Annotated in this window: 27 protein-coding genes and 1 pseudogene; 13 read left to right on the plus strand and 15 right to left on the minus strand. The window is 59.5% G+C overall.

The window, feature by feature from the left end:
• The first annotated feature begins 47 nt into the window (after positions 1 to 47).
• Entirely contained in the window at positions 48 to 311 is a 264-nt protein-coding gene (locus NGM06_RS23325) for an AbrB/MazE/SpoVT family DNA-binding domain-containing protein (protein ID WP_254270748.1), read from the plus strand.
• Positions 308 to 721 carry a putative toxin-antitoxin system toxin component, PIN family gene (locus tag NGM06_RS23330; protein ID WP_254270749.1) on the plus strand — a complete coding sequence of 138 codons (414 nt, stop codon included), beginning with the start codon at positions 308 to 310 and terminating at the stop codon, positions 719 to 721. The genes NGM06_RS23325 and NGM06_RS23330 overlap by 4 nt, the downstream gene beginning before the upstream one ends.
• Before the next feature lie 134 nt (positions 722 to 855).
• Here NGM06_RS23330 and NGM06_RS23335 read toward each other — a convergent pair whose 3' ends face one another.
• Genes NGM06_RS23335 through NGM06_RS23345 form a run of 3 tightly spaced genes read right to left on the minus strand, consistent with a single transcriptional unit; the run spans position 856 to position 2,875 of the window.
• Positions 856 to 1,302 carry a low molecular weight phosphatase family protein gene (locus tag NGM06_RS23335; protein ID WP_254270750.1) on the minus strand — a complete coding sequence of 149 codons (447 nt, stop codon included), beginning with the start codon at positions 1,300 to 1,302 and terminating at the stop codon, positions 856 to 858.
• A 15-nt stretch (positions 1,303 to 1,317) separates the two neighbouring features.
• The gene (gene arsB / locus NGM06_RS23340) at positions 1,318 to 2,484 is read right to left on the minus strand and encodes an ACR3 family arsenite efflux transporter (protein WP_303659018.1); all 1,167 of its coding nucleotides are present in this window, start codon (positions 2,482 to 2,484) and stop codon (positions 1,318 to 1,320) included.
• Complete coding sequence (locus NGM06_RS23345; protein ID WP_232688898.1) at positions 2,477 to 2,875, minus strand: ArsR/SmtB family transcription factor; 399 nt, start codon at positions 2,873 to 2,875, stop codon at positions 2,477 to 2,479. The genes arsB and NGM06_RS23345 overlap by 8 nt, the downstream gene beginning before the upstream one ends.
• 142 nt (positions 2,876 to 3,017) lie before the next feature.
• Here NGM06_RS23345 and NGM06_RS23350 point away from each other — a divergent pair, with 142 nt between their 5' ends.
• Positions 3,018 to 3,440, plus strand: a complete 423-nt coding sequence (locus NGM06_RS23350) for a RidA family protein (RefSeq protein WP_254270752.1) — start codon at positions 3,018 to 3,020, stop codon at positions 3,438 to 3,440.
• Positions 3,441 to 3,577: 137 nt separating this feature from the next.
• Here the strand turns inward: NGM06_RS23350 and NGM06_RS23355 are convergent.
• Together NGM06_RS23355 and NGM06_RS23360 are read right to left on the minus strand one after the other, a co-directional pair.
• A pseudogene (locus NGM06_RS23355) lies at positions 3,578 to 4,538 on the minus strand (permease).
• 1 nt (position 4,539) lies between these two features.
• Positions 4,540 to 4,923, minus strand: coding sequence for an ArsR/SmtB family transcription factor (locus NGM06_RS23360; protein ID WP_232688901.1), 384 nt, complete (start codon positions 4,921 to 4,923; stop codon positions 4,540 to 4,542).
• A 394-nt stretch (positions 4,924 to 5,317) separates the two neighbouring features.
• On the opposite strand from NGM06_RS23360, the gene NGM06_RS23365 reads away from it, so the two are divergent.
• From NGM06_RS23365 to NGM06_RS23375, 3 genes are all read left to right on the plus strand, one after another.
• Positions 5,318 to 5,737, plus strand: coding sequence for a hypothetical protein (locus NGM06_RS23365; RefSeq protein WP_232688902.1), 420 nt, complete (start codon positions 5,318 to 5,320; stop codon positions 5,735 to 5,737).
• Between the two features lie 8 nt (positions 5,738 to 5,745).
• Entirely contained in the window at positions 5,746 to 6,012 is a 267-nt protein-coding gene (locus NGM06_RS23370) for a hypothetical protein (protein WP_232688903.1), read from the plus strand.
• A gap of 128 nt (positions 6,013 to 6,140) precedes the next feature.
• Complete coding sequence (locus NGM06_RS23375) at positions 6,141 to 7,190, plus strand: hypothetical protein (protein ID WP_232688904.1); 1,050 nt, start codon at positions 6,141 to 6,143, stop codon at positions 7,188 to 7,190.
• A gap of 87 nt (positions 7,191 to 7,277) precedes the next feature.
• On the opposite strand, the gene NGM06_RS23380 is transcribed toward NGM06_RS23375, so the two are convergent.
• The 5 genes from NGM06_RS23380 to NGM06_RS23400 all read right to left on the minus strand — a co-directional run bounded on the left by NGM06_RS23380 (position 7,278) and on the right by NGM06_RS23400 (position 11,223).
• Complete coding sequence (locus NGM06_RS23380; protein WP_254270753.1) at positions 7,278 to 8,408, minus strand: hypothetical protein; 1,131 nt, start codon at positions 8,406 to 8,408, stop codon at positions 7,278 to 7,280.
• Positions 8,409 to 8,419: 11 nt separating this feature from the next.
• On the minus strand, positions 8,420 to 8,956 hold the full coding sequence (locus NGM06_RS23385; protein ID WP_232688906.1) for a hypothetical protein: 537 nt from the start codon (positions 8,954 to 8,956) through the stop codon (positions 8,420 to 8,422).
• Between the two features lies 1 nt (position 8,957).
• Positions 8,958 to 10,409, minus strand: coding sequence for a DUF3105 domain-containing protein (locus NGM06_RS23390; RefSeq protein ID WP_254270754.1), 1,452 nt, complete (start codon positions 10,407 to 10,409; stop codon positions 8,958 to 8,960).
• A gap of 225 nt (positions 10,410 to 10,634) precedes the next feature.
• On the minus strand, positions 10,635 to 10,874 hold the full coding sequence (locus NGM06_RS23395) for a hypothetical protein (protein ID WP_253521727.1): 240 nt from the start codon (positions 10,872 to 10,874) through the stop codon (positions 10,635 to 10,637).
• Positions 10,858 to 11,223, minus strand: coding sequence for an ArsR/SmtB family transcription factor (locus NGM06_RS23400; protein WP_232688909.1), 366 nt, complete (start codon positions 11,221 to 11,223; stop codon positions 10,858 to 10,860). Before NGM06_RS23400 ends, NGM06_RS23395 begins: the two co-directional genes overlap by 17 nt.
• A gap of 118 nt (positions 11,224 to 11,341) precedes the next feature.
• Here NGM06_RS23400 and merA point away from each other — a divergent pair, with 118 nt between their 5' ends.
• Positions 11,342 to 12,853: a mercury(II) reductase gene (merA, locus tag NGM06_RS23405; RefSeq protein WP_232688910.1), complete on the plus strand. Its 1,512-nt coding sequence runs from the start codon at positions 11,342 to 11,344 to the stop codon at positions 12,851 to 12,853.
• A gap of 185 nt (positions 12,854 to 13,038) precedes the next feature.
• Positions 13,039 to 13,647: an organomercurial lyase gene (gene merB, locus NGM06_RS23410; RefSeq protein WP_253521725.1), complete on the plus strand. Its 609-nt coding sequence runs from the start codon at positions 13,039 to 13,041 to the stop codon at positions 13,645 to 13,647.
• Here the strand turns inward: merB and NGM06_RS23415 are convergent.
• Both NGM06_RS23415 and NGM06_RS23420 read right to left on the minus strand, forming a co-directional pair.
• Positions 13,644 to 14,267: a helix-turn-helix domain-containing protein gene (locus NGM06_RS23415; protein ID WP_254270755.1), complete on the minus strand. Its 624-nt coding sequence runs from the start codon at positions 14,265 to 14,267 to the stop codon at positions 13,644 to 13,646. The genes merB and NGM06_RS23415 overlap by 4 nt on opposite strands.
• Before the next feature lie 149 nt (positions 14,268 to 14,416).
• A complete protein-coding gene (locus NGM06_RS23420; RefSeq protein WP_232688913.1) occupies positions 14,417 to 14,890 on the minus strand; it encodes a CBS domain-containing protein in 474 nt (157 codons plus the stop codon).
• Positions 14,891 to 15,139: 249 nt separating this feature from the next.
• Here NGM06_RS23420 and NGM06_RS23425 point away from each other — a divergent pair, with 249 nt between their 5' ends.
• Both NGM06_RS23425 and lpdA read left to right on the plus strand, forming a co-directional pair.
• On the plus strand, positions 15,140 to 15,586 hold the full coding sequence (locus NGM06_RS23425) for a putative iron-sulfur cluster-binding metallochaperone (protein ID WP_253521723.1): 447 nt from the start codon (positions 15,140 to 15,142) through the stop codon (positions 15,584 to 15,586).
• Positions 15,586 to 16,965: a dihydrolipoyl dehydrogenase gene (lpdA, locus tag NGM06_RS23430; protein ID WP_232688915.1), complete on the plus strand. Its 1,380-nt coding sequence runs from the start codon at positions 15,586 to 15,588 to the stop codon at positions 16,963 to 16,965. Before NGM06_RS23425 ends, lpdA begins: the two co-directional genes overlap by 1 nt.
• 45 nt (positions 16,966 to 17,010) lie before the next feature.
• Here the strand turns inward: lpdA and NGM06_RS23435 are convergent, their stop codons facing one another.
• Positions 17,011 to 17,403 (minus strand): CopG family ribbon-helix-helix protein, encoded by a 393-nt coding sequence (locus tag NGM06_RS23435; RefSeq protein WP_232688916.1) that lies wholly within the window; start codon positions 17,401 to 17,403, stop codon positions 17,011 to 17,013.
• Between the two features lie 103 nt (positions 17,404 to 17,506).
• Here NGM06_RS23435 and NGM06_RS23440 point away from each other — a divergent pair, with 103 nt between their 5' ends.
• A complete protein-coding gene (locus NGM06_RS23440; protein ID WP_232688917.1) occupies positions 17,507 to 18,328 on the plus strand; it encodes a hypothetical protein in 822 nt (273 codons plus the stop codon).
• On the opposite strand, the gene NGM06_RS23445 is transcribed toward NGM06_RS23440, so the two are convergent.
• On the minus strand, positions 18,275 to 18,874 hold the full coding sequence (locus NGM06_RS23445; RefSeq protein ID WP_232688918.1) for an ArsR/SmtB family transcription factor: 600 nt from the start codon (positions 18,872 to 18,874) through the stop codon (positions 18,275 to 18,277). The genes NGM06_RS23440 and NGM06_RS23445 overlap by 54 nt on opposite strands.
• A 133-nt stretch (positions 18,875 to 19,007) precedes the next feature.
• Between NGM06_RS23445 and NGM06_RS23450 the strand changes: the two genes are divergently transcribed.
• On the plus strand, positions 19,008 to 21,296 hold the full coding sequence (locus tag NGM06_RS23450; protein ID WP_254270756.1) for a heavy metal translocating P-type ATPase: 2,289 nt from the start codon (positions 19,008 to 19,010) through the stop codon (positions 21,294 to 21,296).
• Here NGM06_RS23450 and NGM06_RS23455 read toward each other — a convergent pair.
• On the minus strand, positions 21,293 to 21,499 hold the full coding sequence (locus NGM06_RS23455; protein WP_232688920.1) for a heavy-metal-associated domain-containing protein: 207 nt from the start codon (positions 21,497 to 21,499) through the stop codon (positions 21,293 to 21,295). The two genes, NGM06_RS23450 and NGM06_RS23455, sit on opposite strands and share 4 nt — an antisense overlap.
• A gap of 259 nt (positions 21,500 to 21,758) precedes the next feature.
• On the opposite strand from NGM06_RS23455, the gene NGM06_RS23460 reads away from it, so the two are divergent.
• Positions 21,759 to 22,760 carry a DUF6610 family protein gene (locus tag NGM06_RS23460; RefSeq protein WP_232688921.1) on the plus strand — a complete coding sequence of 334 codons (1,002 nt, stop codon included), beginning with the start codon at positions 21,759 to 21,761 and terminating at the stop codon, positions 22,758 to 22,760.
• Positions 22,761 to 22,815: the final 55 nt, after the last annotated feature.

Below are 22,815 nucleotides of genomic sequence, written 5' to 3' on the forward strand. Positions count from 1 at the left end.
CGGTGGGTTCAAGTCGCTGCGTAAGGAATTCTTACGTAGAACTGCCAATGAGTACTGACGACCCTGAAGTCACGACGGTTACCTCGAAGGGACAGATCACGATCCCGAGTCGGCTTCGCAAACAGTTCGGCCTCGAAAAGGGGACGAAGCTGATGGTCGTCCCGACAGACTACGGTCTGGTCTTGAAGAAACTCGAACTCCCCTCAGTCGAAGAGTTCCAGCACCGAGTCGAAGAGCGATCGGAAGAGGTCGATCTCTCCATGGATGAGGTCACCCAGTTGGTCCACGACGCGCGGAGCGCCGATGAATGAGAGCCGTTCTCGATACGAACGTCCTCATTTCAAGCGTCATCGCAACTGGTGTCCCCCACGACGTGGTCGTCAAGGGGTTCAATAGCGAGTATGAGATTATCGTGTCCGTCGCGACGCTGACTGAGTTTCGAGAAACGCTGTTGAAATACCCAGAGAAGTTCCACATGGACGAAGAAGACGTCCAGCAGGAGGTCGAAACAATCCGGTATTACGCAGAGTTCGTCGACCCAGACGAGGACATCACAGCGGTTGATGATGATCCCGATGACGACAAATTTCTTGAGGCCGCCGTGGCGGGTCACGTGGACTATCTCGTTTCTGGCGATCGGCATCTACTCGATCTCGACTCCTTCCAAGGGATCGACATTGTCGACCCGAGAACGTTCTACGAGTATCTGACCGCCCGCTAGTCAACGTGTACTGGTGTCGGCGACCCACGTCGTCAGAGATCAATCACGTAATCCATGTACTCTGATACAGCGGGTAGAATACAGGTGGTGGCCACTCTATCGCTGAACCCACCGAAAAGTGGTATATTGTCGTCTTATGTAGCGACGCTGAATTCGTCGAACAGCGCGATGACCCGCTGTTCGATTTCGTCACGGATTTCGCGCACTCGCTCCAAGTCCGCTCCATCGGGATCGTCGAGCGCCCAGTCGCGCACATCGACAGCACTCCCAACCTCGCCGACATCCAGCGTGGAACAGCCCATCGTCGCAACGTAATCACACGATTGGAGTTCATCGATCGTGATTTCGCGCGGAGTTCGATCAGAGAGGTCGAACCCCGCTTCGTCCATCACCTCGATCACTTCCTCATGGACGTGGTCGGCTGGCTGTGTCCCGCCAGTCAGAATCTCGACCCGGTCGTCGAGACCACGGCGGTCGCGTTCGCGTTCTGCGAACGCCGTGGACATCTGGGAACGGCCAGCGTTCTGGACGCACATGAAGGCGATACGAATCGGTTCAGCCGAATCAGTATTCGTGGACATTGGCTTGTGTAGTGATTAGTCGTCGTTCGTGGTCGGTTCAGGAGCAGATGGATCGGGACTTCCAGTCTCGGAGTCAGCCCAGTCGAATTTCCGCTGGAAATAGAGCGCGACGTTGACCAGCGCGAGTAAGACCGGCACCTCGATGAGCGGGCCGATGACGGTCGCGAAGGCAACACCGGAGCCGACGCCGAACACCGCCACCGCGACCGCGATCGCCAGCTCGAAATTGTTCGAGGCAGCTCTGAACCCGATCGCGGTCGTCGTCGAGTAGTCCGCACCGATGCCGCGCCCCATGCCGAAGCTCACGAAGAACATCACCACGAAGTAGATCGTCAGCGGCACCGCGATCAACAGGACGTCTCCCGGCGCGGCGATGATGTTCTCGCCCTGCGTGGCGAACATCACGATGATGGTGAACAGCAGCGCGACCAGCGTCAGGGGGTCGATCTTCGGGATGAACACCTCGTCGTACCACTCCTCGCCCTTGGTTCGGGTCCCGATATAGCGGGTGAGAAAGCCTGCCGCGAAGGGAATCCCGAGGAAGACGACGATTGCCTCGAACACTTGCATCGGCGTGATGTCGAAGGTAGTAATCCCGGCGACGAGCGTCTCCATGCCCAGTAGCGGGGGCAGAAACAGCGCGAAGAACCAGACGTACACCCCGTAGGTAATGATCTGGAACAGGCTGTTGAACGCGACCAACCCGGTCACGTATTCGGTCGAACCCTCGGCGAGTTCGTTCCAGACGAGCACCATCGCGATACATCGAGCCATTCCGATGAAGATGAGTCCAAGGAAGAACTCAGGACGGGCCGGCAGGCCGGGAACGAGCCCACTGAAGAAGACGACCGCCAGCGCGAACATCAGGGTGGGACCGATGAGCCAGTTCTGGATGAGACTCAGCCCGAGCACCCGCCAATTGCTGAGCACTGTCGGAAGCTGCGAGTAGTCCGCCTTCGCCAGCGGTGGGTACATCATCAACACGAGTCCGATTCCCACGAGGTGGAGGTTCTGGATCGGCTCAGTCACCGACGGTGCAACGTAGCCCAGTCCCACGCCAATCGCCATCGCGCCGAAGATCCAGACGGTGAGGTACTTATCGAGGAAGTCCATCGACCGCGGGTCACCACAGCTCTCACAGCTACAGTTCGGCCCATGGTCGTGAGTGGCGACGTTACTCATCGCTCACGCTCCCTTCGAGGACGGTCACGAGGGCGACCGCGCGGTTGGTCGCCCGATACTTCTTCCAGCGCCCATCCTTCCGCCCGTCGACGAGGCCCGCGTCGACGAGCGCCGAGAGAGCATGGCTGAGCCCGCTCTCGCTCACGTCGACGACTGCGTGCAATTCACAGACGCAGAGTTCCTCCTGGGCCGCGACGAGCACACGCACGAGCGTGTAGCGCGTCTCGTTGGCGAGCGCCGAAAGGACGTCGAGTTCAGCATTCACCTGCGGTGCTCCGAGTGCTGCTTCGAGCGTGCCGAGTTCGTCGAGCCGACGCTCGACGTCCTCGCTGCGACACTCCCCGAGTTCGTCGTCGAGATAGCGTCGTAATCGGTCGGTGGCTTGTGCCATTAGCGTATACTTGAGAAACGATTCAATTAGTGCTTTCGATTACGAGCGAGCGTACCCGAACAACGCACCCCAATAGCTATACACAGGCGTTCGGTTGAAGACCGATCGAACTAAGTTAGTTGAAAAACGATTCAACTAACACATGTCGAGCGAATCAACCACCCGAACCCGTGTCGTCTCGCGTGCAAGTGACACCACTCGCAAACAACGCGACGGAACCGAGTTTACGGGCGCATTCGGCCAGCGAACCGGTGATTCCGATCTCCTCTTCGTCGAGGGACAACTCCCGGAACGGGATGGAACAGTGGAAAGCGAGGACTCTGCGTCGAAGCAGCTAGAACGCTGCCTGGAGAACCTCGAATCCGTCCTCACTCAGCACGGGCGGACCGCTGAGAACGTGCTCCAGGTGACCCTGTACCTCGCGGACATGGACGCGTACGAGCAGGTGAACGAGACGTACGAGCAGTACTTCGAGGAGACCTATCCCGCGCGGACAACGGTCGGCGTCTGTGACCTGCTCGGCGGTGCCGCAGTCACCGTCGACGCCGTCGTCGCCGTCGAATAACGACAACAGACGGCTGCGAATACCATACGAGGGCTGTTTCTACCAATGAAGAGTGTCGTCAGGGTAACTAGATCGACGACGTCACGGTATTGTTCAAGGGCGATGAAGGCGTGAGTCACGCATTCTAAAGCGGGAAATCAGACGATGACGACGTTGAACACGACACCAACGACGATCCCAATCGTGACGACAGTACCAGCGTAGACGAACAACAGCCGGCGCTCGAAGAGCTTATTCAACAGGATCAGGTTCGGAATGCTCACGCCCGCGCCACCGACAACGAACGCGAGGACGGTCCCGATAGCAATCCCCTGTTCACTCAGGGACGCCGCGATGGGGAGCATCCCGCTGAGGCTGATGTAGACCGGCGCACCGGCCACCGCCGCCAGTGGCACGGCCAGCGGATTCTCAGAACCAAGGACGGCGTGGAGGACATCGACGGGGACAACGCCGTGAATCAGCGCCCCGAGCGTCATCCCCAGAATGAGGTACGGGAGCGTATCGACGAAGAACGACCACGCTTCACGTGCGGCCGTCTCGACGTGCTGCCTGTGCGACTGGTTCGCCGTGACGGAACTACCTGCACAGCAGTCAGCCGTCCCACCGTCCGTTGCGACGGCCTGATTCGTCTCCTCAACGACACGGACATCTTTGACGTGCTCGGCCAATCCCAGCCGTCCAATGACGATGCCACCGATGATAGCGGCAACGAACGTGATGAGGACGTAGTAGACAGTGACTTCAATTCCGAAGAGACCGATAAGCAGGAGGATAGCGATCTCATTGACGAGTGGCGATGCGAGCAGGAACGAGAACGCGAGTCCGAGCGGTGCCCCCTGCTTGGAGCAACCCGGCGAGGACGGGAACCGTCGAACACGAGCAGAACGGCGTGACAGCTCCTAATCCAGCGGCAGCGACGTTGCCTGTTCCTTCATCGTGGCCGCGGAGCTTGCGCTCGACTTTCTCCGGGGGTAGGTACTCTTGTGCGAGGCCCACGAGGAACGAGGCCCCGATGAACAGCGGGACGAGAATGACGGCGAGATGGAGGAAGTAATCCCAGGAATCCAAGAGTGCCTCGCCAAGACCTGGTGGAAGCATCTTAGGCGTCCTCCTGGATCGCGTGAGCGAGGTCGAGTAGTTCGAAGACCGCGGTGTCGGCGATACGGTAGTAGCTCCACTTCCCCTTCTTCCGCGATTTCACCAGGCCTGCCTCTTTCAGCTTCCGGAGGTGCGTGGCGACGGTCGATTGTGGGGCGTCGAGGACGACCTGTAATTCACAGCCACAGCACTCTGAATCACGGAGCGCCTCGAGAACGCGGAGTCGATCTTCATTTCCGAGGGCTTTGAAGACAGTCTCCTGACCGGCGACATCCTGTTCAGATGGCCGGACGTCTTGTAAGGCGGCAATCCGGGCCGCTGGATCATCGTAGAGCCGTTCGAGTGCATCCTGGGCATCCTCCGGCGGTGACTCTGTTTCAGACATATTGGAATTGTACGGTTTGGTTTATTCGCAGCAGGGTTCCGACTCGGATTCTGCGGAGTCAGATTGGTCTTCTTCGATAGTGGGGCCGCAGCAATCTGCCTCATCATCCTGGTTGTAGCGGTCTACGAGCCGATTCCAGATGCGATCGAGAGTGCTCTGAGCCATCACCATCATATTGTATTTTCTCGATTCGTCTTAAAGATTGGGACTCATTCCCCGAGCGGGGTCCGACGAACACGCAAGTCTGTCGTGACAGTCGAAGGGGTGTTAGTTGAATTAACCAACAAGAGGCCGTTTCACTGCTGCTGTTGGTTAACACTGGGTGCGACTGGTGGTTTTTGAGCGCCCGAGAGGGGCGCGGGCGCGAGCAGACGTGCCCCCAGAGGTGACCAGAATGGAAGATGCAGACCAGACGACAGCGTACCGGCTAACGATTACCGTCGACGGCGTCGATCTCCCCGTCGACGAGGACGTGCGCCATGCACTCCTCGACGATATTCGCGTAGCGGTCCGAGACCGGCTCGGGGAGCGTCACGGCGTCGAGGTCGACCAGGACGATATCACCGTCGCGACGGGCTATCGGTATGTACAGGTTCCGGCAGAGTGTCCGCTCTGTAGCGAGCGTCTCGACCTCCTGAGCGTCCACCTTGATAACGAGAACGGCGCGTACGCAAGTGCGATGTGTTCCAGTGTCCACTGCGAGTGGAGCGGTGACGCCGTCTATCGAATCGTCGATCTCGAGGGCAGTGAAAGCGACGCCGTCGAGAGCAGTGTCCTGACCGGCGATATCACGCCGAATTACTCTCCCTACTGATGAATTCGATGGAAGACACATCCACGTTCACGCGTATCGAGCCGATCTGCCCCCGTGACGACTGCGAATCTCACCTTGGCATCGGGAAACCCATCTACGCTGGTGAGCAGACCGACATTGCCTACGCCGATGTGTGGTGTCTCGACGAGGAATGCTCGTTCACTGCCTGCGCGCAGTTCGCACTCGTCGATCTTCTTCACGAAGAGGCAGACTCACAGACGAGTCTCGTCCACGCCGGAGAGATCGAACCACTTGAGGCACGATATCAGCTGTGAATTAACCAACATCAGGAGCGGCAAAGCTGCTATTGTTGGTTAACGTGGTGTTGTTTTTGCGCCCGGGAGAGGGGCGCGAGACGACGCAGTCGCGGATCGATGAGCGTTCTTGATTCGAGGTGACCGAAATGAAAGACCCAAAGTCCAGAACCATCTTCGCTGGCGTCGACGGACGTACCGACACCGAACTCCCTGAGTGGTATCGGGAGCGTCGCGGAGGCGTAGAGTCCGTGACGTTCGCGGAGGCGATCCGAGACCTCCCCCAGGCCGTCGAGACCACCGTGGCGTACCAGAACCCATTCACCGACGAGTGGGTCGAGACGGAGCGCTTCAACGCGCTCGTCGAGCCGAGTCGAGCTCGTGAACAGGCGACCGCAGGGGAGGCTGAAATGGATTCTCTCTTCCATATCCCGACCGACTCGTACTCGATCATCAACCCGGTCGACGTGTACGGCCCGCTGGAAGAGATCCTTCGCGAGGAGACCATCGATGGGACGCCGCTGGGCGACGTGATGTTCGGGGAAATTCGGCGCTACCGAGGTGGGGGCGAAGTCCACATGGACATTATGTTCGATGGCCTCGAGGTGCGCCTCCCCGGCCGATCAGACCCGATCACGATGGGCGTCACGTCGGGCTACGACTTCTTCGGCGAGCACGCCGTCTACGTGGAGGGGTTCGCCCAGGACGGCTACTGCTCGAACACGATGCGCTCGCTCACCGACAAGGAGGTCATCAAGCACGTCGGCGGCGTCCGGAACTTCCGGATCTGGTGGGAGGAGATCCTCGCACAGGTCGAACTCGTCGCCGACGACCTCTTCGAGTTCATTCGTGACGCTCAGGAGATCGACCTCGACTTCTCGGAACTCCCGTTCACCGTCACAGAGTTCTACAGCCTGCTGGGCTTCCCGGACTACCTGGCCGAGCGCGCTGCAGGCGATGCAGAAGCAAATGCGGCATCATCCTTCGAGATCGATGTGTGGACGCTACATTCCGGCGACACGTACGCGCTGACGCATTTCTTCCAGGGCAAGGAGGGAGCGTCCCTCGATCAGTACGTCGGCATCGTCAACGACATCCTGTTCAACCCCGAAGGCACCATCGAGCGCGTCAGTGACGACCTGCAAGAGAGGGTCGACCAGTTCGAGGAACGCGAGGATGCGCTCCGCGGGTGGTTCTAGGACGCGATGAGCTGACCCTACAGCTTCTCGGTCTATCACATTACTCAACACGCTAACTCGAGAATATCCACCACATGAAATGAATCGTCACCCCGGTACTACTCTGTGATCCCCCGGGTGAGCGCAGACGCCAGCATCATTCAACGAGCGAGTGAGTCGGACCGAACTTCCGGTCAGGAGTGTTACAGCACTGACGAAGAAGAGTGCGCCGAGTGGCGATGACGGAGCTACAAACGACCAATAGAGTGGGCTGGCCGACACCCCCAGAATTGCGCTCGCGATGGCATACACAGCGGGACCACAGCAACAGCACGCGGTTGCACCAGTGGTCGCCACCGCCCCGCCACCACCGACCGTCGAGGAGAGTTCGATATCGCGTTGCCAGACCGTCGTCATGAGGGCCGTATTGACGCCGATGAGGACAGCGAGTAGCCCGATGACCAGCGCCGTTCCGATCGAGAGTCCACCGAAGAGTGGAATCGATGGAATGTAGAACTCGATGGCTGGCCAGATGACAAGCGGATTCGCGAACGAAGCTGTCGTCACGAACGACTCCGTCGGCGCGTTCACGCCCTCGTCGGGATTGACTGTGAACAACCCGGCCGAAAACAGAAAGAAGACGGTGAACAGCGCAGCGACGATTCCGCCGACGCGTCGAGAGAACTGGTCGACCACGGCGGTGGAGAGGGCCGGGGAGACATCGCGCCAGAAGATATAGCCGATGACGAGCGGGACGACGGCGACGAGCAGATAGCCTAGCGGATGCGTGTATCCCGCCCTCGGCATGACGGCAGGGTAGAGCACCCAGAGGCCGAGCAGCGTTCCGAGCAGTGTATATCGCGGGCGCTCCGGCCAGCGGACAATCCCCACGACGAGACTCGCAATCAGGATGCTGACCCCGACGATGCCAGCGAGGATCGGGTACCACTCGAGGGCGGTCGGCGTCGTCCCGATCGGTTCGATCTGGATCTGTATCACTGCGGTCGAGCCGATCATTGCGACCACCGTCCCGAGGAGGAGACTTTTGATCGTTCGCCGCGGGGCACCCGCCCAGCGCGTCCGTCCGAAGTGGATGCTAATCCCGACGATACCCACACCGAGCAGTGTGATTCCCAGAAAGATCCAGTGTGGGGTTCCGGCGTGAGTGCTCCCACCGTGCGCTGCCGCGGTCGGGGCCATCGACAGGCTAGCGAGGGTGAGGAGGGTGGTCGCCAGCACACGCCGCGGAGTTAGACAGAGCACTCTGTCACCCCGTTTGCGTTCTGCGTCGCTGCGTACACCAGTACGAGCGTGGCCCCGGTCAGAATCTCCACCTCGTATGTCGCCATAACGCCCTGGATGAAGCCACTCACGCCGAAGGCCGCGGGAAATACGCCGACGACGGACGCAGCGAGTATAGGGAGTAGCGGCGAACAGCAGAGTAGCGGTGGCAAGACGCTGCCGACGAACCCTGTCGTGGTCGTCGCTGAACTGGCTGAGCCACCGAGGCGTATCGTGTACGCCGTGAACGACACGATAACGGCTACCAACCCGGCCATGATGACGGAGAACGTCGCGAGCGTCGGCGTCAGCAATCTCAGCGACACCAGGCCGACCCGTCCCCCTGTGTACGTGGCAGGGAGCGTGAAGAGGTAGAGCGTGGCGAAGACCACGAACGTCGCCGCCCCGATGGCCCGGTATTTGCGCTGCGAGAAGACGATACTGGACGCCCTGCTCCAGGACTCGATTTGGTTTCGAAGGGTGTCGTCTATCTGGTGTTGACTCACGTCATTCACCCGCGATTGGTTCCGGGGAGCGATTCCGGTTCTGTTCGATGAACTCGACAATCCGTTCTCGGTCGAACGACTGGAGTTTCATGAGCTGACCCCAGGAGGCGACGGCGAGTGGCGCATCGTTCTCGCTGCGTTGCGTGATAACGACGCTCTTTGGATAGTCCGCGGCGAGTTGCTGTAACTGCGAGAGGGTGCTGTCACTCACGTTCTTGTGCGTGATCCAGATGCCGCCGTGTTCCAGATTGTGTACCACGCGTTCGTCAGGGAGCGCCTGGTCGTAGAACCCCCACTCCGCCGGTCTGGAATAGTGCCAGCCCGAGGTTGGCGGGTTCGAGTTGTACTCGGGATGGTTGGCACCCTGCTGGATATGCTCGGCAGGTTGAATCTCGATCGATTCCCCGGGTCGGTCACCGCCCGGATTTTCGGCTTGTGCGAACTGGATGATTCGGTCTATCCTCGCGGCCGGCGCCGCGGTCTTCGCCTGGATCGTTCCCTCTGCATCGATGAGCCAGAAGATGTCCGGTCGGTCCTGTGGATTCCAGACGCGGGTCGATTCTGCCGAGAGGTCCCCCCACACCCAGTTGTCTGCATCGACGAGTTCCGGTGCGTTCTGCTGGGCGAACTCGGAGACCGACGGGCCGTCGTAACCCGCGTTCCCGTCGGTCTTTAGCCCGAGGAAGGTCACGTCTTGTAACTTGTCCTTGTTCGCCTGGAGTGCTCGTGCGCCCTCTTTACACGACGGACACCACGTGGCGAAGACCCAGAACATCACTTTCTGGCCCCGGTAGTCGGCCAGTTGTTTCTCCTCGCCGTCGACGGTGGTGAACGTGGCAGGGGCCGCGGTCGCCCCGGGACTCGTCCCCCCACGCTCCGGCGATACAGAACTGGCAGACGATCCGAGCAAGCTATCTGCAGCGACGCCGCCGAGTCCGGCGGTGGCGATGGCCCCACCGGCGAGGAGTTTCCGCCGGCTAAGTCTAGTATTCGTTACAGCATCGATGGGACCCTGGTGGGCCAGCCGGTTCCCGAACGTGAGCGGGCCGACCGCCTCCTCGAGCCGGTCACGGGTCTCCCGGGACAATGCCTCGGCGTGAACGGCCAGCTGGTGGGTGAACAATGCGTTCTGGGTGTCGAAGTCCGCACCACAGACGTGGCATGCCCCGTGTGCGTTCCACGTGTGGTCGTGGACGGCCGTCTCGCTCGCAAATCGCTGGTCGCAGACCGGACAGACGGTCCCGTCACCGACCTTGGATTCGGCCCGCTTGCGGTCTTCCGCCGTGAGGTCGTCCTCATGGGCCTCCAACCAATGGGTATACAGCACCGCTCGGTCCTCGAATGAGGCCCCGCAGTGGTGGCAGACGCCGTGAACGTCCCACGCGTGGTCACGGGTACTGGTTTCTCTCGGGAAGCTCTCTCCGCAGACCGGACAGTTGTTCCTTCCCGTCATCCGTGGTATCCCCGTCGGCGAACAATGACTCCGATGACGAGCAGTGGCAACGCTGTCGCGAACACAGTCGCGAGGATGCCACCCAACCCACCGGAAGTACCCCTCGCAGCCGTCGCGCCAGCAGCTGTCCCGCCAGCGACGGCGGCACCACCGGCGAGGGTCGCAAGGCCGATACAACAGAGGCTTATCGCACCGGCGACTCCGAGGAGGCCCCAGGCGGAGCCGTCACCCGAGGGTGCCATGGCTCACCCCCTCTATCCGATGGTAGCTGATCGCCAGCAGTCCCGCGAGCATTCCACCGAGACCGACGGCGAGGAGATACGTCAGCCCGGTCGAGAGGCCGACTGCAGCCGCGATGCCACCGAGTATCACTGCTCCGCCGAGTAACTCGATGGCGAGACAACAGACAACGGCGCCTCCGACCCCCGCGTACGGCAGCCACGACCATTTACTCGTCATGGTCATCTGAATCGGTAACGATCTCGCAACCGATGACGCTCTCGATGTTCTGGCGGATGCAGTCGTCGGCGAGCGAGAGCATTTCGACGGCCTCTGGGCGACTGACTTCGTAGTACTTCTTCCGGCCGTCCTTCTCGGCGTCGACGAGTTGACAATTCTTGAGACACTGAAGGTGGTGTGAGACCAGATTCGTCTTTAGATCCGTTTGATCACAGATCTCAGTCACGTTCAACGGCTCGTCGCTCTCGATCAGCTTCTGGAAAATCCGTAATCGAGTTGGGTCGCTCAACGCTCCGAAGATATTTGCCCGTGCGTCGTTCACGTCTGCATTCGATTGGAGGAGCTGAACACTCATTACAATACTCACTGGACTATTGCCATATAGGCTTTTGGAGTTATACTGCATTAAGGGAGGGCCTCTTCTACGATCCTCCGCAATCCCTATATAACGTAATACTCTAACGAGCATTAGAATGGATGGAACAGGCGAATATGATCTCGTGATTCTCGGTGGCGGCGCAGCAGCGTTCGCCGCTATCACCGAAGCGAGTAGTCGTGGGCTTTCAACGGCGATGGTCAATACTGGACTGCCTATTGGCGGAACCTGTGTCAACGTCGGCTGTGTCCCCAGCAAGCATCTACTGGCCGTCGGCGAGAGCGCCTTCGCTTCTCGGGACAACCCGTTCGACGCCGTCCAGTACAGCAAAGACGAGCCGACCGTCGACTGGGGAGCCGCGCTGGACGGCACCGACAACCTTGTCGAGCAATTCCGGCAGACGAACTACGTTGACGTCGCCGAGCATTACGATACAGACATCTACGAGGGATACGGCAAGCTGGTCGATGATACAACCATCGAGGTAGTCGACGGTGCGGACGAGGGTGCGCGCATCACCGGGGAGAAAGCGCTCGTTGCCACCGGGAGCGCACCGTGGGCGCCACCCATCGACGGCCTCGACGATGTCGACTACTACACGAGCGAGACCATCCTCGACGAGCGTGATCTCCCCGAGAGCATCGTCATCATCGGTGGCGGATATATCGCGCTCGAATGGGGCCAGATCCTTCACCGCGTCGGCGTCGACGTGACCATCCTCCAGCGCTCCGAGCGCGTGCTCTCGGCCATGGAGGGGCAGCTCGGCCGTGAGATGCAGCGGGCATTCGAGGAAGAAGGGATCAACGTCGTGACCGATAATGACGTCCGGCAGGTTCACTCGCCAGTCGCAGACGGCGGCGCTGAGGCCGTCCAAGAGAGGATCGCTGTTGAAACCGAAGTCGACGGTGACGAACATACCTTTAGAGCGGAGGGCCTGTTCGTCGCGACCGGCGTCCAGCCCAACAGCGAAAACATCGGGCTGGAAGCGGTCGGGGTTGAGACCGACGCTGACGGAACAATCCGCGTCGACGAGTACTTCCAGACGACCAACCCGGATATCTATGCCGCGGGCGACGTCATCGGCGAACCCGAACTGGAGACCGTCGCCGCCAAAGAAGGCAACCACGGCGTCAAGAATGCCTTCGGCAGCGTGGAGCGAAGCTCCGCGGGCCATTCGAGCGGGCAGAGCCCGCGAGAAGACGACGAAGGCGTCACCATCGACTACGATGCAGTTCCGGCGGTCGTGTTCACGAGCCCTGAGGTCGCTTCAGTGGGGATCACCGAACTGGAGTACATGGACGAGCACGGGACGTGTTCGTGTCGCACCGTCCAGATGGAGGACATCCCGCGGGCGAAGGCCGTCGAGAACACTGACGGGCTCGTCCAAATCGTCAAACACCACGAAACCGACGAGATCGTCGGCGTCCACATGGTCGCTCCCCGCGCCGCAGACATGATCATGGAGGCGACGCTCGCCGTGAAATTCGGGCTCACCGTCGACGACATCATCGACACCATTCACCCGTTCCCGACGTTCAGCGAAGCGTTCAAACACGCTTGCCAGGCGTTCCGACGGGATACCTCGACGATGAGCTGCTGTGTGGAGTAACTGGGCTCTATCGAAACCCTCAGATATTGGTAGTTTTGGGCTAGCGTTTTGTCTATCCTGGAAGTCAGTGCAGAGGAGAAATCAGTAGTCCTACTCGGTTTTGCAGGGATTTGGAGCCTCCTATGAAGTCCCCCAGCTAGCTGGGAGCAAGCAACACCGCTCGCTAGCCCATCTCTTACCTTGCAATGGGAACTGAACCCCAGACCGACGACCGTATCGACCTGCCGCCCGACTTCGCGGATCACCTCGCGGCGGTGGGCAATTTCGAGACGCCTCCGGAAACGATGGACGACTACTGGGCCAGGTTCGCCGAGCAGCTTGCGGCGAGCGACCAGACCATCGAGCCGGAAGATCTGTACACGGAGAACCCGACCCGTCACGAAGTCCGCGTAAACGACCATATCCGGTACTCGCCGTGCATCTTAGATGCGCTCGGGGCCGCGGTGATGGAGGACCAGGACCCGGTGACCGTCCGCTCGGTTGACCCTGTGACCGGGACGCCGGTCACGTTCACCGTCGACGACGGGACCGTGGACGTCACCCCTGAAGAGGCCGTGATCACATTCGGGATCGCTGCGACCATCCCTGAACTCGAAGACAGCGATGAAACCATCTTCAGCTGGATGCTGCAAGCCGAGACGCCCAGTCTTACGAACACGTTCTGCCAATACATCAACGCGTTCGAATCCGCAGACACCTACGAGCAGTGGGCCGCAGAAACTGACGGAGAAACCGTCCCGTTTCAACCAGCGGCAGTCGGGACGCTAGTACGGCGGTACGTGGTCCTCGACTAGCCCAGAAGGGATTCGAGGAGATTGTGTTCCGCTCGCTGGAGGTGTTCGGACACCGTCGAATCGTCCACGCCGAGGTCGGCCGCAACCTCCGCCGTTGACGATTTGCGGGGCACGTCGTAATACCCGAGTTCGTACGCGACGTCAAGCACTTCGTGCTGTCGATCCGTCAGTACATCCATGGGCGTCTCCTGGATACGGTAGTCCTGCAGTTTTTCTAAGGTGATATTTTGTCCAGCAGCCTGCAAGTCAGCGAGCATAGCACTGAGTTCCTCCTGTGAGCCAGTCTGCTCGAACGAGAACCCCTGGCTGTGTACCTCGGCCCATTCAGTCCGCGTCATTACGTCAGCATCGACACCGACCCTGTCTAACTGTTCAGCCACGTTCATCTCGACGAGATAGACATGCTTCGATCCCTCGTCCGCTACGCATTCCCACCACTGGATCGTCTTGAGTTCGTCCAGCCGGTGTTCGTCCAGTTGCTCTTCGACGTGGATTCGGGACACGCCGCGCGGCCCCTCGCACGAGAGGATTTCAATGTCGAGTAACCCGGCATTCTGAAAGACCGCGAATCCGTACTCGGCCAGTGTTTCGTGGTCGACGCTGAGTACCGCCTGGCGCATGACGCTAATATTACTGGCACAGCAGAATGAACCCACCGCCCAGTAGACTGGGCATGACTACATACGATTCTACCACTGGTCACTCTAAAACAGTGTTCTATCTACACATCTGCAGACAGCAACTATCACTTGTTGACTGACGTTTCTATTTATGTATCCGGTTCAGGCGATTCCTTACGGACGACCCCCGCAAGCGATTCGAGTTTCGCCGACACCTGCTCGCTTTCTCCTGCGATGCGGGGAAGACAATCGTCGAGGGTCACAATTCCTACTACGTCTCCGTCTTTAGTAATCGGAATCCGTCGTGCAGCCGCGTTTTCCATCTCGCGAAGAACCTTCGGAAACTCCATCTCGTGATCGACAGTCACCGGATCAGCCGTCATGAGATTCTGGGCAGTCACGTCGGCCGCTGTCGACGGGTCTTCGAAGACATTGGCCGCTCCGTCACCGGTCATGAGTTCGACGACGAGATCACGGTCGGTAATAATGCCTTCTAGCTCACCGTTCTCTTCGACAAGAACGCTGCCGACGGACTGATCGAACATTGTCTGTGCAATTTCCTCGACGGTGGCGTCCGGTGCAACGCTGACAACGTCTTCTCTTCCTGTTTCAAGAATTCCCATACGACTCAATAGGAATTGAAATTCCAAAAGCGTTGGTGCTAGAACCCCCATTTAGGGCGTACTTGACATCAATTATCTATGCTTCACCTCGCTAGGAGGCAGATGCGTTATCACCCCTTATTCCGAAAATCTCTAAGTTCTACGTGAGTATTTTATACTAATAGGGCTTAGTCGACCGGCTTCCACTGGTGGCTCGAATTCCGGCACCACTTTTATTCTAATTGTCGTTGTACCATTAGAGGACGAATTATGCCAGCGACGACTGAACCCTGCCCCGACTGTGGGAACGCTGCCGGGCAAATAAAGACCGAAACAGTTCGTAACATGGTCGAACCGTTCGGGAATCAAGATATAGAGGACGACGTTCAGTACCGAATCTGCAAAACTCAGGACTGTCCAGTCGTCTACTTCGCCGACGAACTCGATCAGCAGTTCGAGATTGACGTGATTCGCGAACAACCGAATTTCAAGTTGGATGGTGACGCCGAGCCATACCCGCTGTGTTACTGCTTTGGATACAACAAGGAACACATCCAAGAGGACATCGCGGAGAACGGCGAAACGAACATCGACGACTGGATCACTGAACGCGTCCAGGCCGAGGAGTGTGCCTGTCGATGGAAGAGTCCACTTGGAGGTTGCTGTCTCGGGAACGTGCGAGCGGCGATCACTGAAGCACAGGAGGAACTAGTCTGATGCCGGACGAGTACGATCTTATCGTTCTCGGCGGCGGTATGGCCGGCCTCCCAGTCGCAATGAAATCTGCCTACTCAGGCATGGAGACCGCACTCGTTGAGGAGGACCTGCTCGGCGGGACGTGCCTCAACCGCGGCTGTATTCCGACCAAGACGATGATCCGGAGCGCCGAAGTGGCGAACCTCGCCCACCGTAGCGAGGAGTTCGGCATCGACATCGACGGTACCATCAAGGCCGACATGGACGCCATCGTCCAGCGGAAGGACGACGTCGTCGAGAGCATTCGCGAGGGAGCCTACAACAACGTCGAGGACAACGAGAATCTCACGCTCGTCGAAGACCACGGCGTCTTCGAGTCAGCCCACGAGCTCCGCGTCGGTGACCGGACACTCTCTGCCGACCGGATCGTCATCAACACGGGAGCCCGTCCAGCAAAACCGCCGATCGATGGCCTCGACGAGGTTGAGGTCCAAGATAGTACATCGCTGCTATTTCTCGACGAGGTGCCGGATTCGCTGGTGGTGATTGGCGGGGGGTACGTCGGCACCGAATACGCACAGATGTACAGCCGGTTTGGTGCGGACGTGACCGTCTTTCAGCGTGGTGATCGGGTGCTCCCGCGAGAGGAACCGGCGGTCAGTGACGTGATCGAGGATGTGTTCACGGACGAGGGCATCGACGTTCACACTAATACAGCTGTGACGGCTCTCACATCGGACGGAGACGACATCCTTGTCGAGGCCGACGGACCAGACGGAACCGTCGAGACGACCGCCTCGGACGTCCTGCTCGCCGCGGGACGCCGACCGAACACCGATGGAATCGGTCTCGACGAGGCAGGTGCTAAAACCGACGAGCACGGGTTCGTCGAGACTGACGACAGCTTCGGAACGACTGCTGACGGCGTCTATGCCATCGGCGATGTCAGTGGGCCACCGATGTTCACTCACTCCGCACGCGACGACGCAGACCTGCTGTATCGCCACCTCGCGAAAAACGAAGAGGTCAGCACCGAGGGCCGAACCGTCCCGTGGGCGGTGTTCACCGACCCACAGGTTGGCCACGTCGGACTGACAGAGGAGGAGGCCCGTGACGCCGGCTATGAGGTCGGAGTCGGTCGACAGACCCTCGCTGAGCAGGCCAAGCCGAAGGCGCTCGGCGAAACCGCTGGCTTCATCAAACTCGTCACGGACGCCGAGACGGACGAACTCCTCGGCGCGCACATCGTCGGCGAACAGGGCGCCGAGATCGTCCACGAACTCGTCCTCGCAATCGAACTCGGCGCGACGGCCGAACAGATTGCGAACACGATGCACATCCACCCGACACTCCCAGAGAGCATCAATTCCGCTGCCGGTGGCGTTCATAAACCCTCGTGACAATCTAGATCGACCTATCCGGGAGTACTTCGGTACGCAAGAAGGTTATGTGGCTGATCGGAGTAACATCGTTTTCACCCGACCGACCCCATCGAAATCGCGGAGCCGATACACAAGTTCTCGTATCCGCGCAGCATCGCCGTGACAGAAGACCGTCTCCAAACACCAGTCGCCTTGGTGGGTATGGCTCATTGTCTCGATCACGTCCTGGAACTGGTGCTGGGCAGAATGAAGGTCATGAATCACCTCGTGATGCTGATAATCAAAGGCCAAGACAGCGACCACGTCACCGGATACCTCTTCGAGCTGTGAATGGCCCTCAATATACTCCTGCATTGCTTCACGAATTGCCCGCGAGCGAGAGTCCAACCCCTCAGCCTGCCACGTCTCGTCGAACTCATCGAGAATGTCCTCAGACACGTTCAAACTCGTTCGCATACTCCCCAGTTGGTCCCCCGGCGTCTTGAGCCCTCGATTATTACGGAATTCCCGTTTCAGTCTTAACAATCGCTATACAGCGCGACGATATATGGACTGGTGAATGCTACAGGGCGAGGCGTTTCCACTGTTGGTCGGCGCGATTGCGCTTGGATTCGTGCACGGCATCGAACCCGGACACGGATGGCCGGTCGCTGCGAGCTATGCGCTCGATCAATCCAATAAGTGGCTCTACGGACTCGCCGCCAGCTCCCTCATCGGTATCGGACACCTTATCAGCAGTCTGGCAATGGTCGGCGTGTTCTTCTACGCGAAATCGTACTTCCAGCTGACTCAGGTGAACGAGCCGATCTCGATCCTCGGCGGCATCGCCATTGGCGGCCCGGTGAGCATCGTCGCGGGTATCTTACTCATCGGTCTCGGAATTCGAGAGTACACGCACGGCCACTCTCATAATCACGAGCATGACCACGATCACGAGCACGATGAGCATGCAGAGGGCCAGTCGGCCCAGCACGACCACGCCACGTCTCCGGTGCAGGAACACACTTCGGATGGATTCGTTGCACGGGTGAAAGCTCGGCTTGGAGGAATCGGAGGACATTCTCACGAGCACGGGGCGAAGCCAGCTGATGACGCCGACCGGGGACTGTTCGGAATTGCCTGGTTCGCGTTCGTACTCGGGTTCGCTCACGAGGAGGAGTTCGAAATTATCGGACTCTGCGCTGGCTCAACGTACTGTCTGCAATTGATGACTGCGTATGCGCTGACGGTCATCGTCGGGATCGTCGGGTTGACGATGCTGCTCATCGCTGGCTACCAGGAGTATGAGGAAACGGTCGAAAAGTACACACCGTACCTTCCGCTATTCTCAGCGACCGTCCTCGTCATCATGGGACTCGGATTCATCGTCGGCTTGTTCTAAGTCAGGACGTAGCGCCTCCAGCGTCTCACCCTCTGTTAGGTCGATGAGCGCGCGGTTCAGCAATTCCCGGATGACGAACTCCTCGTAGTGCTGTGTTGCACAGTACTCGCACGGCTTCATCTCCCGTGCAACCGCTTCGATGTCGTCGCCGTGTTCCTCATAGAGCATCTCTACGAGGTTCGTTAGCTCCGCTGTCGCCGTTTCTTGCGCCCCAGCGAGCGTCTCCTCAGCGTCCTCTGGAAGGTCGTAGGAGAAAATGCGGGTGTTCGATTTGTAGTATTTCTGCGTGCCACCGCCAGCTTCCTCCAGTCGCGCTATTTCGACCATCCCCGCGTCCTTCAGGACGTTTACGTGATGGCGCACCGTCGTCTCGGCCTTCTCCTCGCCGCGATGGTCTAGCTCGTCGTGAATCTCCTCGATGGTCATCTCCTTTTCAGCGAGCATATCGATGATCTTCGCTCGTACGTCGTTCTCCAGTGCTTTCGCCTTCTCCGGATCCGTCGTCACAACCTCGCGAATCGGCACGTCAGATTCGAGTAGAGCCATTTTCTTAGGAGTGTATAGACGCACGACGACAGTAAGAGTATCGCCACTCAGCCAGCAGTGATATAATGAATTGAAAACCGCTATAATATTTGTCGTAATGGTTTTTAGCGTCGCGCAGCAAGCTACTACCACGATGGGAACGACACAGAACCAATTCAACGTCGGGGGGATGTCCTGCTCGTTCTGCGCCGAGAGTATCAAGAAGGCATACAACCGGACCGACGGCGTCGAAGACGTCGACGTGAGCCTCGCCCACGAAGAGGTACTCGTCCGCTACGACAACGAGACGCTGAGCGAGGTCGAACTCAAGGATACGCTTCGCGACCTCGGGTACACGATCCGCGACCCGGACAAAGAAAAACGGTTCGAGGAACAGCAGGCAGAGCTCACCAACGGGAAACGTCGACTCCTGCTCGCCGGCGGTGCATCCATCGGTACTGCCGGATTGATGCTGTGGATGATCTTCGTGATGGGGCGGTTCGAATCGACATCGCTCGCGATGAATCTCGTTACCCTCGGCCTCGCACTCGGCACGATGTTCGGCCCTGGCCGCTACATCCTCGAGAAGGCGTACAACAGCCTTCGAAGGCGCATCTTCAACCAGCACGTCCTGCTGGAGGCCGGCGCGTTCGCGGGCCTCTTTGGGGGCTTTCTCGGTCTGTTCGTCTTCCCCGGGTTCCCGACTGTCCACTTCTTCGCCGTCTCCGTCTTCATCACCACCTATCACATCCTCTCAGAATACACCAGTCTCCTCGTCCGAACGCGGGCATCCCAGGCAGTACAGAGCCTCCTCGACCTTCGGCCGGACACCGCCCGTCGCGTCACCGACGACGGTGCTGTCGAAGAACTCGCTATCGACGACCTCGAAGTCGGTGCCCATGTGCGCGTTAAACCCGGCGAGACAATCCCCATCGACGGCGCGGTCGTCGACGGAGAGTCGACGGTCGACGAGTCGGTCGCGACTGGCGAGTCCATCCCCGAGGAGAAACAGTCGGGCGATGAGGTGATCGGTGGGAGCATCAACGAGACCGGGACGCTCCTGGTGGAAGTAACCGCCACCGGCGAGGATGCGTTCCTGAATCAGGTGGCCCGCGAAATCGAGCAAGCGCGCGCGATGAAGCCCGGCATTATCCAGCTCGCCGACCGCGTTCTCAAGTACTTCGTTCCCGGCGTGCTGACGATCGCCGTCCTCTCGTTCCTGTTCTGGATTCTCGTGCCGGCAGTGGTTCCCGGCACGATCCTCGGCACGGGCCCACAGGTACAGACCGGAGCCTTCGCCGCGCTCGCGGTGCTCGTCCTCGGGTATCCGTGTGCGCTCGGCATGGCGACACCGCTGGCCCTGATTCGCGGCGGCGGCAAGGCCGCGAACCGGGGCATCCTGATGCGTAGTAGCGACGCCTTCCAGATTTTCCCGGACGTCGACCACGTCGTCCTCGACAAGACGGGGACCATCACGGTTGGGACGCCCGCAGTCTCCGAGGTCGTGGCACTCGAGAGTGACGAAAGTGAGGTGGTCGCGACGGCGGCAGGCGCGGAGGCGTTCAGCGAACATCCCCTCGCCGACGCCATCCTCGAGTACGCCGACGAACGCGGCGTCGAGTACGCAGATCCCAAATCGTTCGAGTCGGTGACCGGCAAGGGTGTGACGGCGACAGTCGACGGGGATGATGTGCGGGTCGGCAAACCAGACTGGCTTACGACAGAGGGCATCGACCTCTCAGCGGCCACCGACGAGATTGAGCGCCTCCAGCATCGGGGCCTCACTGTATCGGGCATCGCTCGTAATGGTACTCTCGTCGGCCTCGTCGGAATCGGTGACGAGATCAAGGCCGACGCCGCAGCGACAATCGAGCGGATGACCGACGCAGGGATTACCCCGGTAATGATCACCGGAGACAACGAGCGCACCGCCGAGGCGGTCGCGGCTGAGGTAGGTATCGACCAGGTAATGGCCGACGTCCTGCCGAACGAGAAGCGTGACGAGATCGGCCGTCTCCAACACGAAGGGCATCGTGTAGCGATGGTCGGTGACGGGATCAACGATGCGCCTGCCCTCACGCAAGCCGATATTGGGATCGCCATCGGTGCAGGCACCGACATCGCCATCGAGAGCGCGGACATTGTCCTGATGGGCGACCGCCTCGGCGGCGTGATGGATGCCTACGAAATCGGGACGGAAAGCTACTGGAAGACGCGTCAGAACCTGCTAGCGGCGTTCACGTTCAACGGGGTCGGCGTCGCCGCCGCGACGACCGGACTGATCCATCCGGTGTTCGCGATGATCGCGATGGTACTGTCAGTAACGGCCGTCCTCGCCAACAGTTTCGGTGGCCAACTGCTCGCCGGCGAGGGCGTCAACACCGACTTCACCGTTGATGGGGAAAACACAGCAATCGGACAGGAGGATGAGGCAACCGTCTAGGCCGTGACGTCGTAGCCAGCGTCTCGAATCGCTGTATTGAGGTCGTCGTCTGCGGTGTTCTCGTCGACGACGATCTCCACAGAATCTCCCTTGTGGTCGGCCTCGACGCGAGTGACACCCTCGATCGTTTTGAGCGCGTTCTCGACGTTCTGCTCACAGCCGTTGCAGGACATCCCGGTGACCGCAATCGTTTTTCGCTCCATATCTAGGTGCTACACGCTCCGGCGGCAAGACCATTACGGTAACAATGATATCGGTATAATACAGTTAGAAAGGGGGCCGAGAAACGAGTTCTCGTCGTGGAAGGTAACTGAGTTACAAGAAGACCAGGAGTAAGCGCCCACGTTAACCAACACAATCATCGTCTCGTCTGCCGCCGTTGGTTAATAGCAGCCTTCAGAGCGGTTTTTCGCCCCCTGAGAGGGTGCGGGCGGCCAGATGTGGCCGCGCCAGGCCCTACTCATGTCACTTGATATCAGCACTAGCAGCAGCACTGCGCGAGAGATTGCCGCTGCCAGACAAGCCGACGTCGTGGCGTTCCTGCACCGAGTTCCGTTCGCGTTGGACGCCTTGAAGTTCGACTTTCTTCCTGGCTTTCGGGAAGACTGTGGCTATCAGCAGACCCAGTTTCAGCACTTGGACATCCCCGTCGGGATGCTCGATAATGATTTTCGAAATCCCGATCTTGACCGGTACGTCTCCCGATTTTTCGAACACGAGCCCCGAGTTGGTGTGATCGGGGATGCATACGAACCCGACGAGGTCGATGAGTACGTAGCCGCTGCTCGCGAGATCCAGGCGAGCTATCCCGATGCAGAACTCGTTATCGTTCCCAAGTGTCGAGAGGTGATTCACACGATTCCCGACGACCTCATCCTCGGCTATTCGCGCGGGTACGCCGACCGATTGGCCCACGAATTCTCCGAACCGACTGACTGGCGTGGCCAGCGCGTCCACATCCTCGGTGGAAGCCCACCCAAACAACTTGACGTCATCCGGCAACTGACTCGACCGACGCTCACGGACGAACCACCCGCCGACATCGTCGGCCTCGATTGGAACGGCCTGCATCGCGGGGCGCAGTTCGGGGAGTTCTGGACAGCTGATGGCTGGGACGACAGCGGTCGCGACGCTGACCATGTTACAGTTCGCAAGACTGTCCGGCACAGCCTCGGTCGTATTCGGGGGTTCTGGAAGGCACACGGCGTCTGGCCTGAGTCGACGCCGCAGGAGAACGGCATTCACATCGAGTACGAGGGACCGTCACCAAGCGATCTCGACAGTGCTACCTGTACTGAATGTGGCGCAAACGTCTGGATGACCCGGCGCAGCCCCTACATCGCTGAGTACGATACGGGCGAGATCTGTGGATACTGCAGCTATGATTGCTACTTCGCGCATCGTCATCGGAACAATCTCGAGGAGTTCGCCGGCGAGCAGAGCGTGTACCTCCCGCCCGCGTGACGCCACGAGCAGTTTTTTCGCGCCCGGAGAGGGCGAAGGCTCGATGGAGAGCCTT

The organism is Halorussus aquaticus (assembly GCF_024218795.1).
Lineage (GTDB): Archaea > Halobacteriota > Halobacteria > Halobacteriales > Haladaptataceae > Halorussus > Halorussus aquaticus.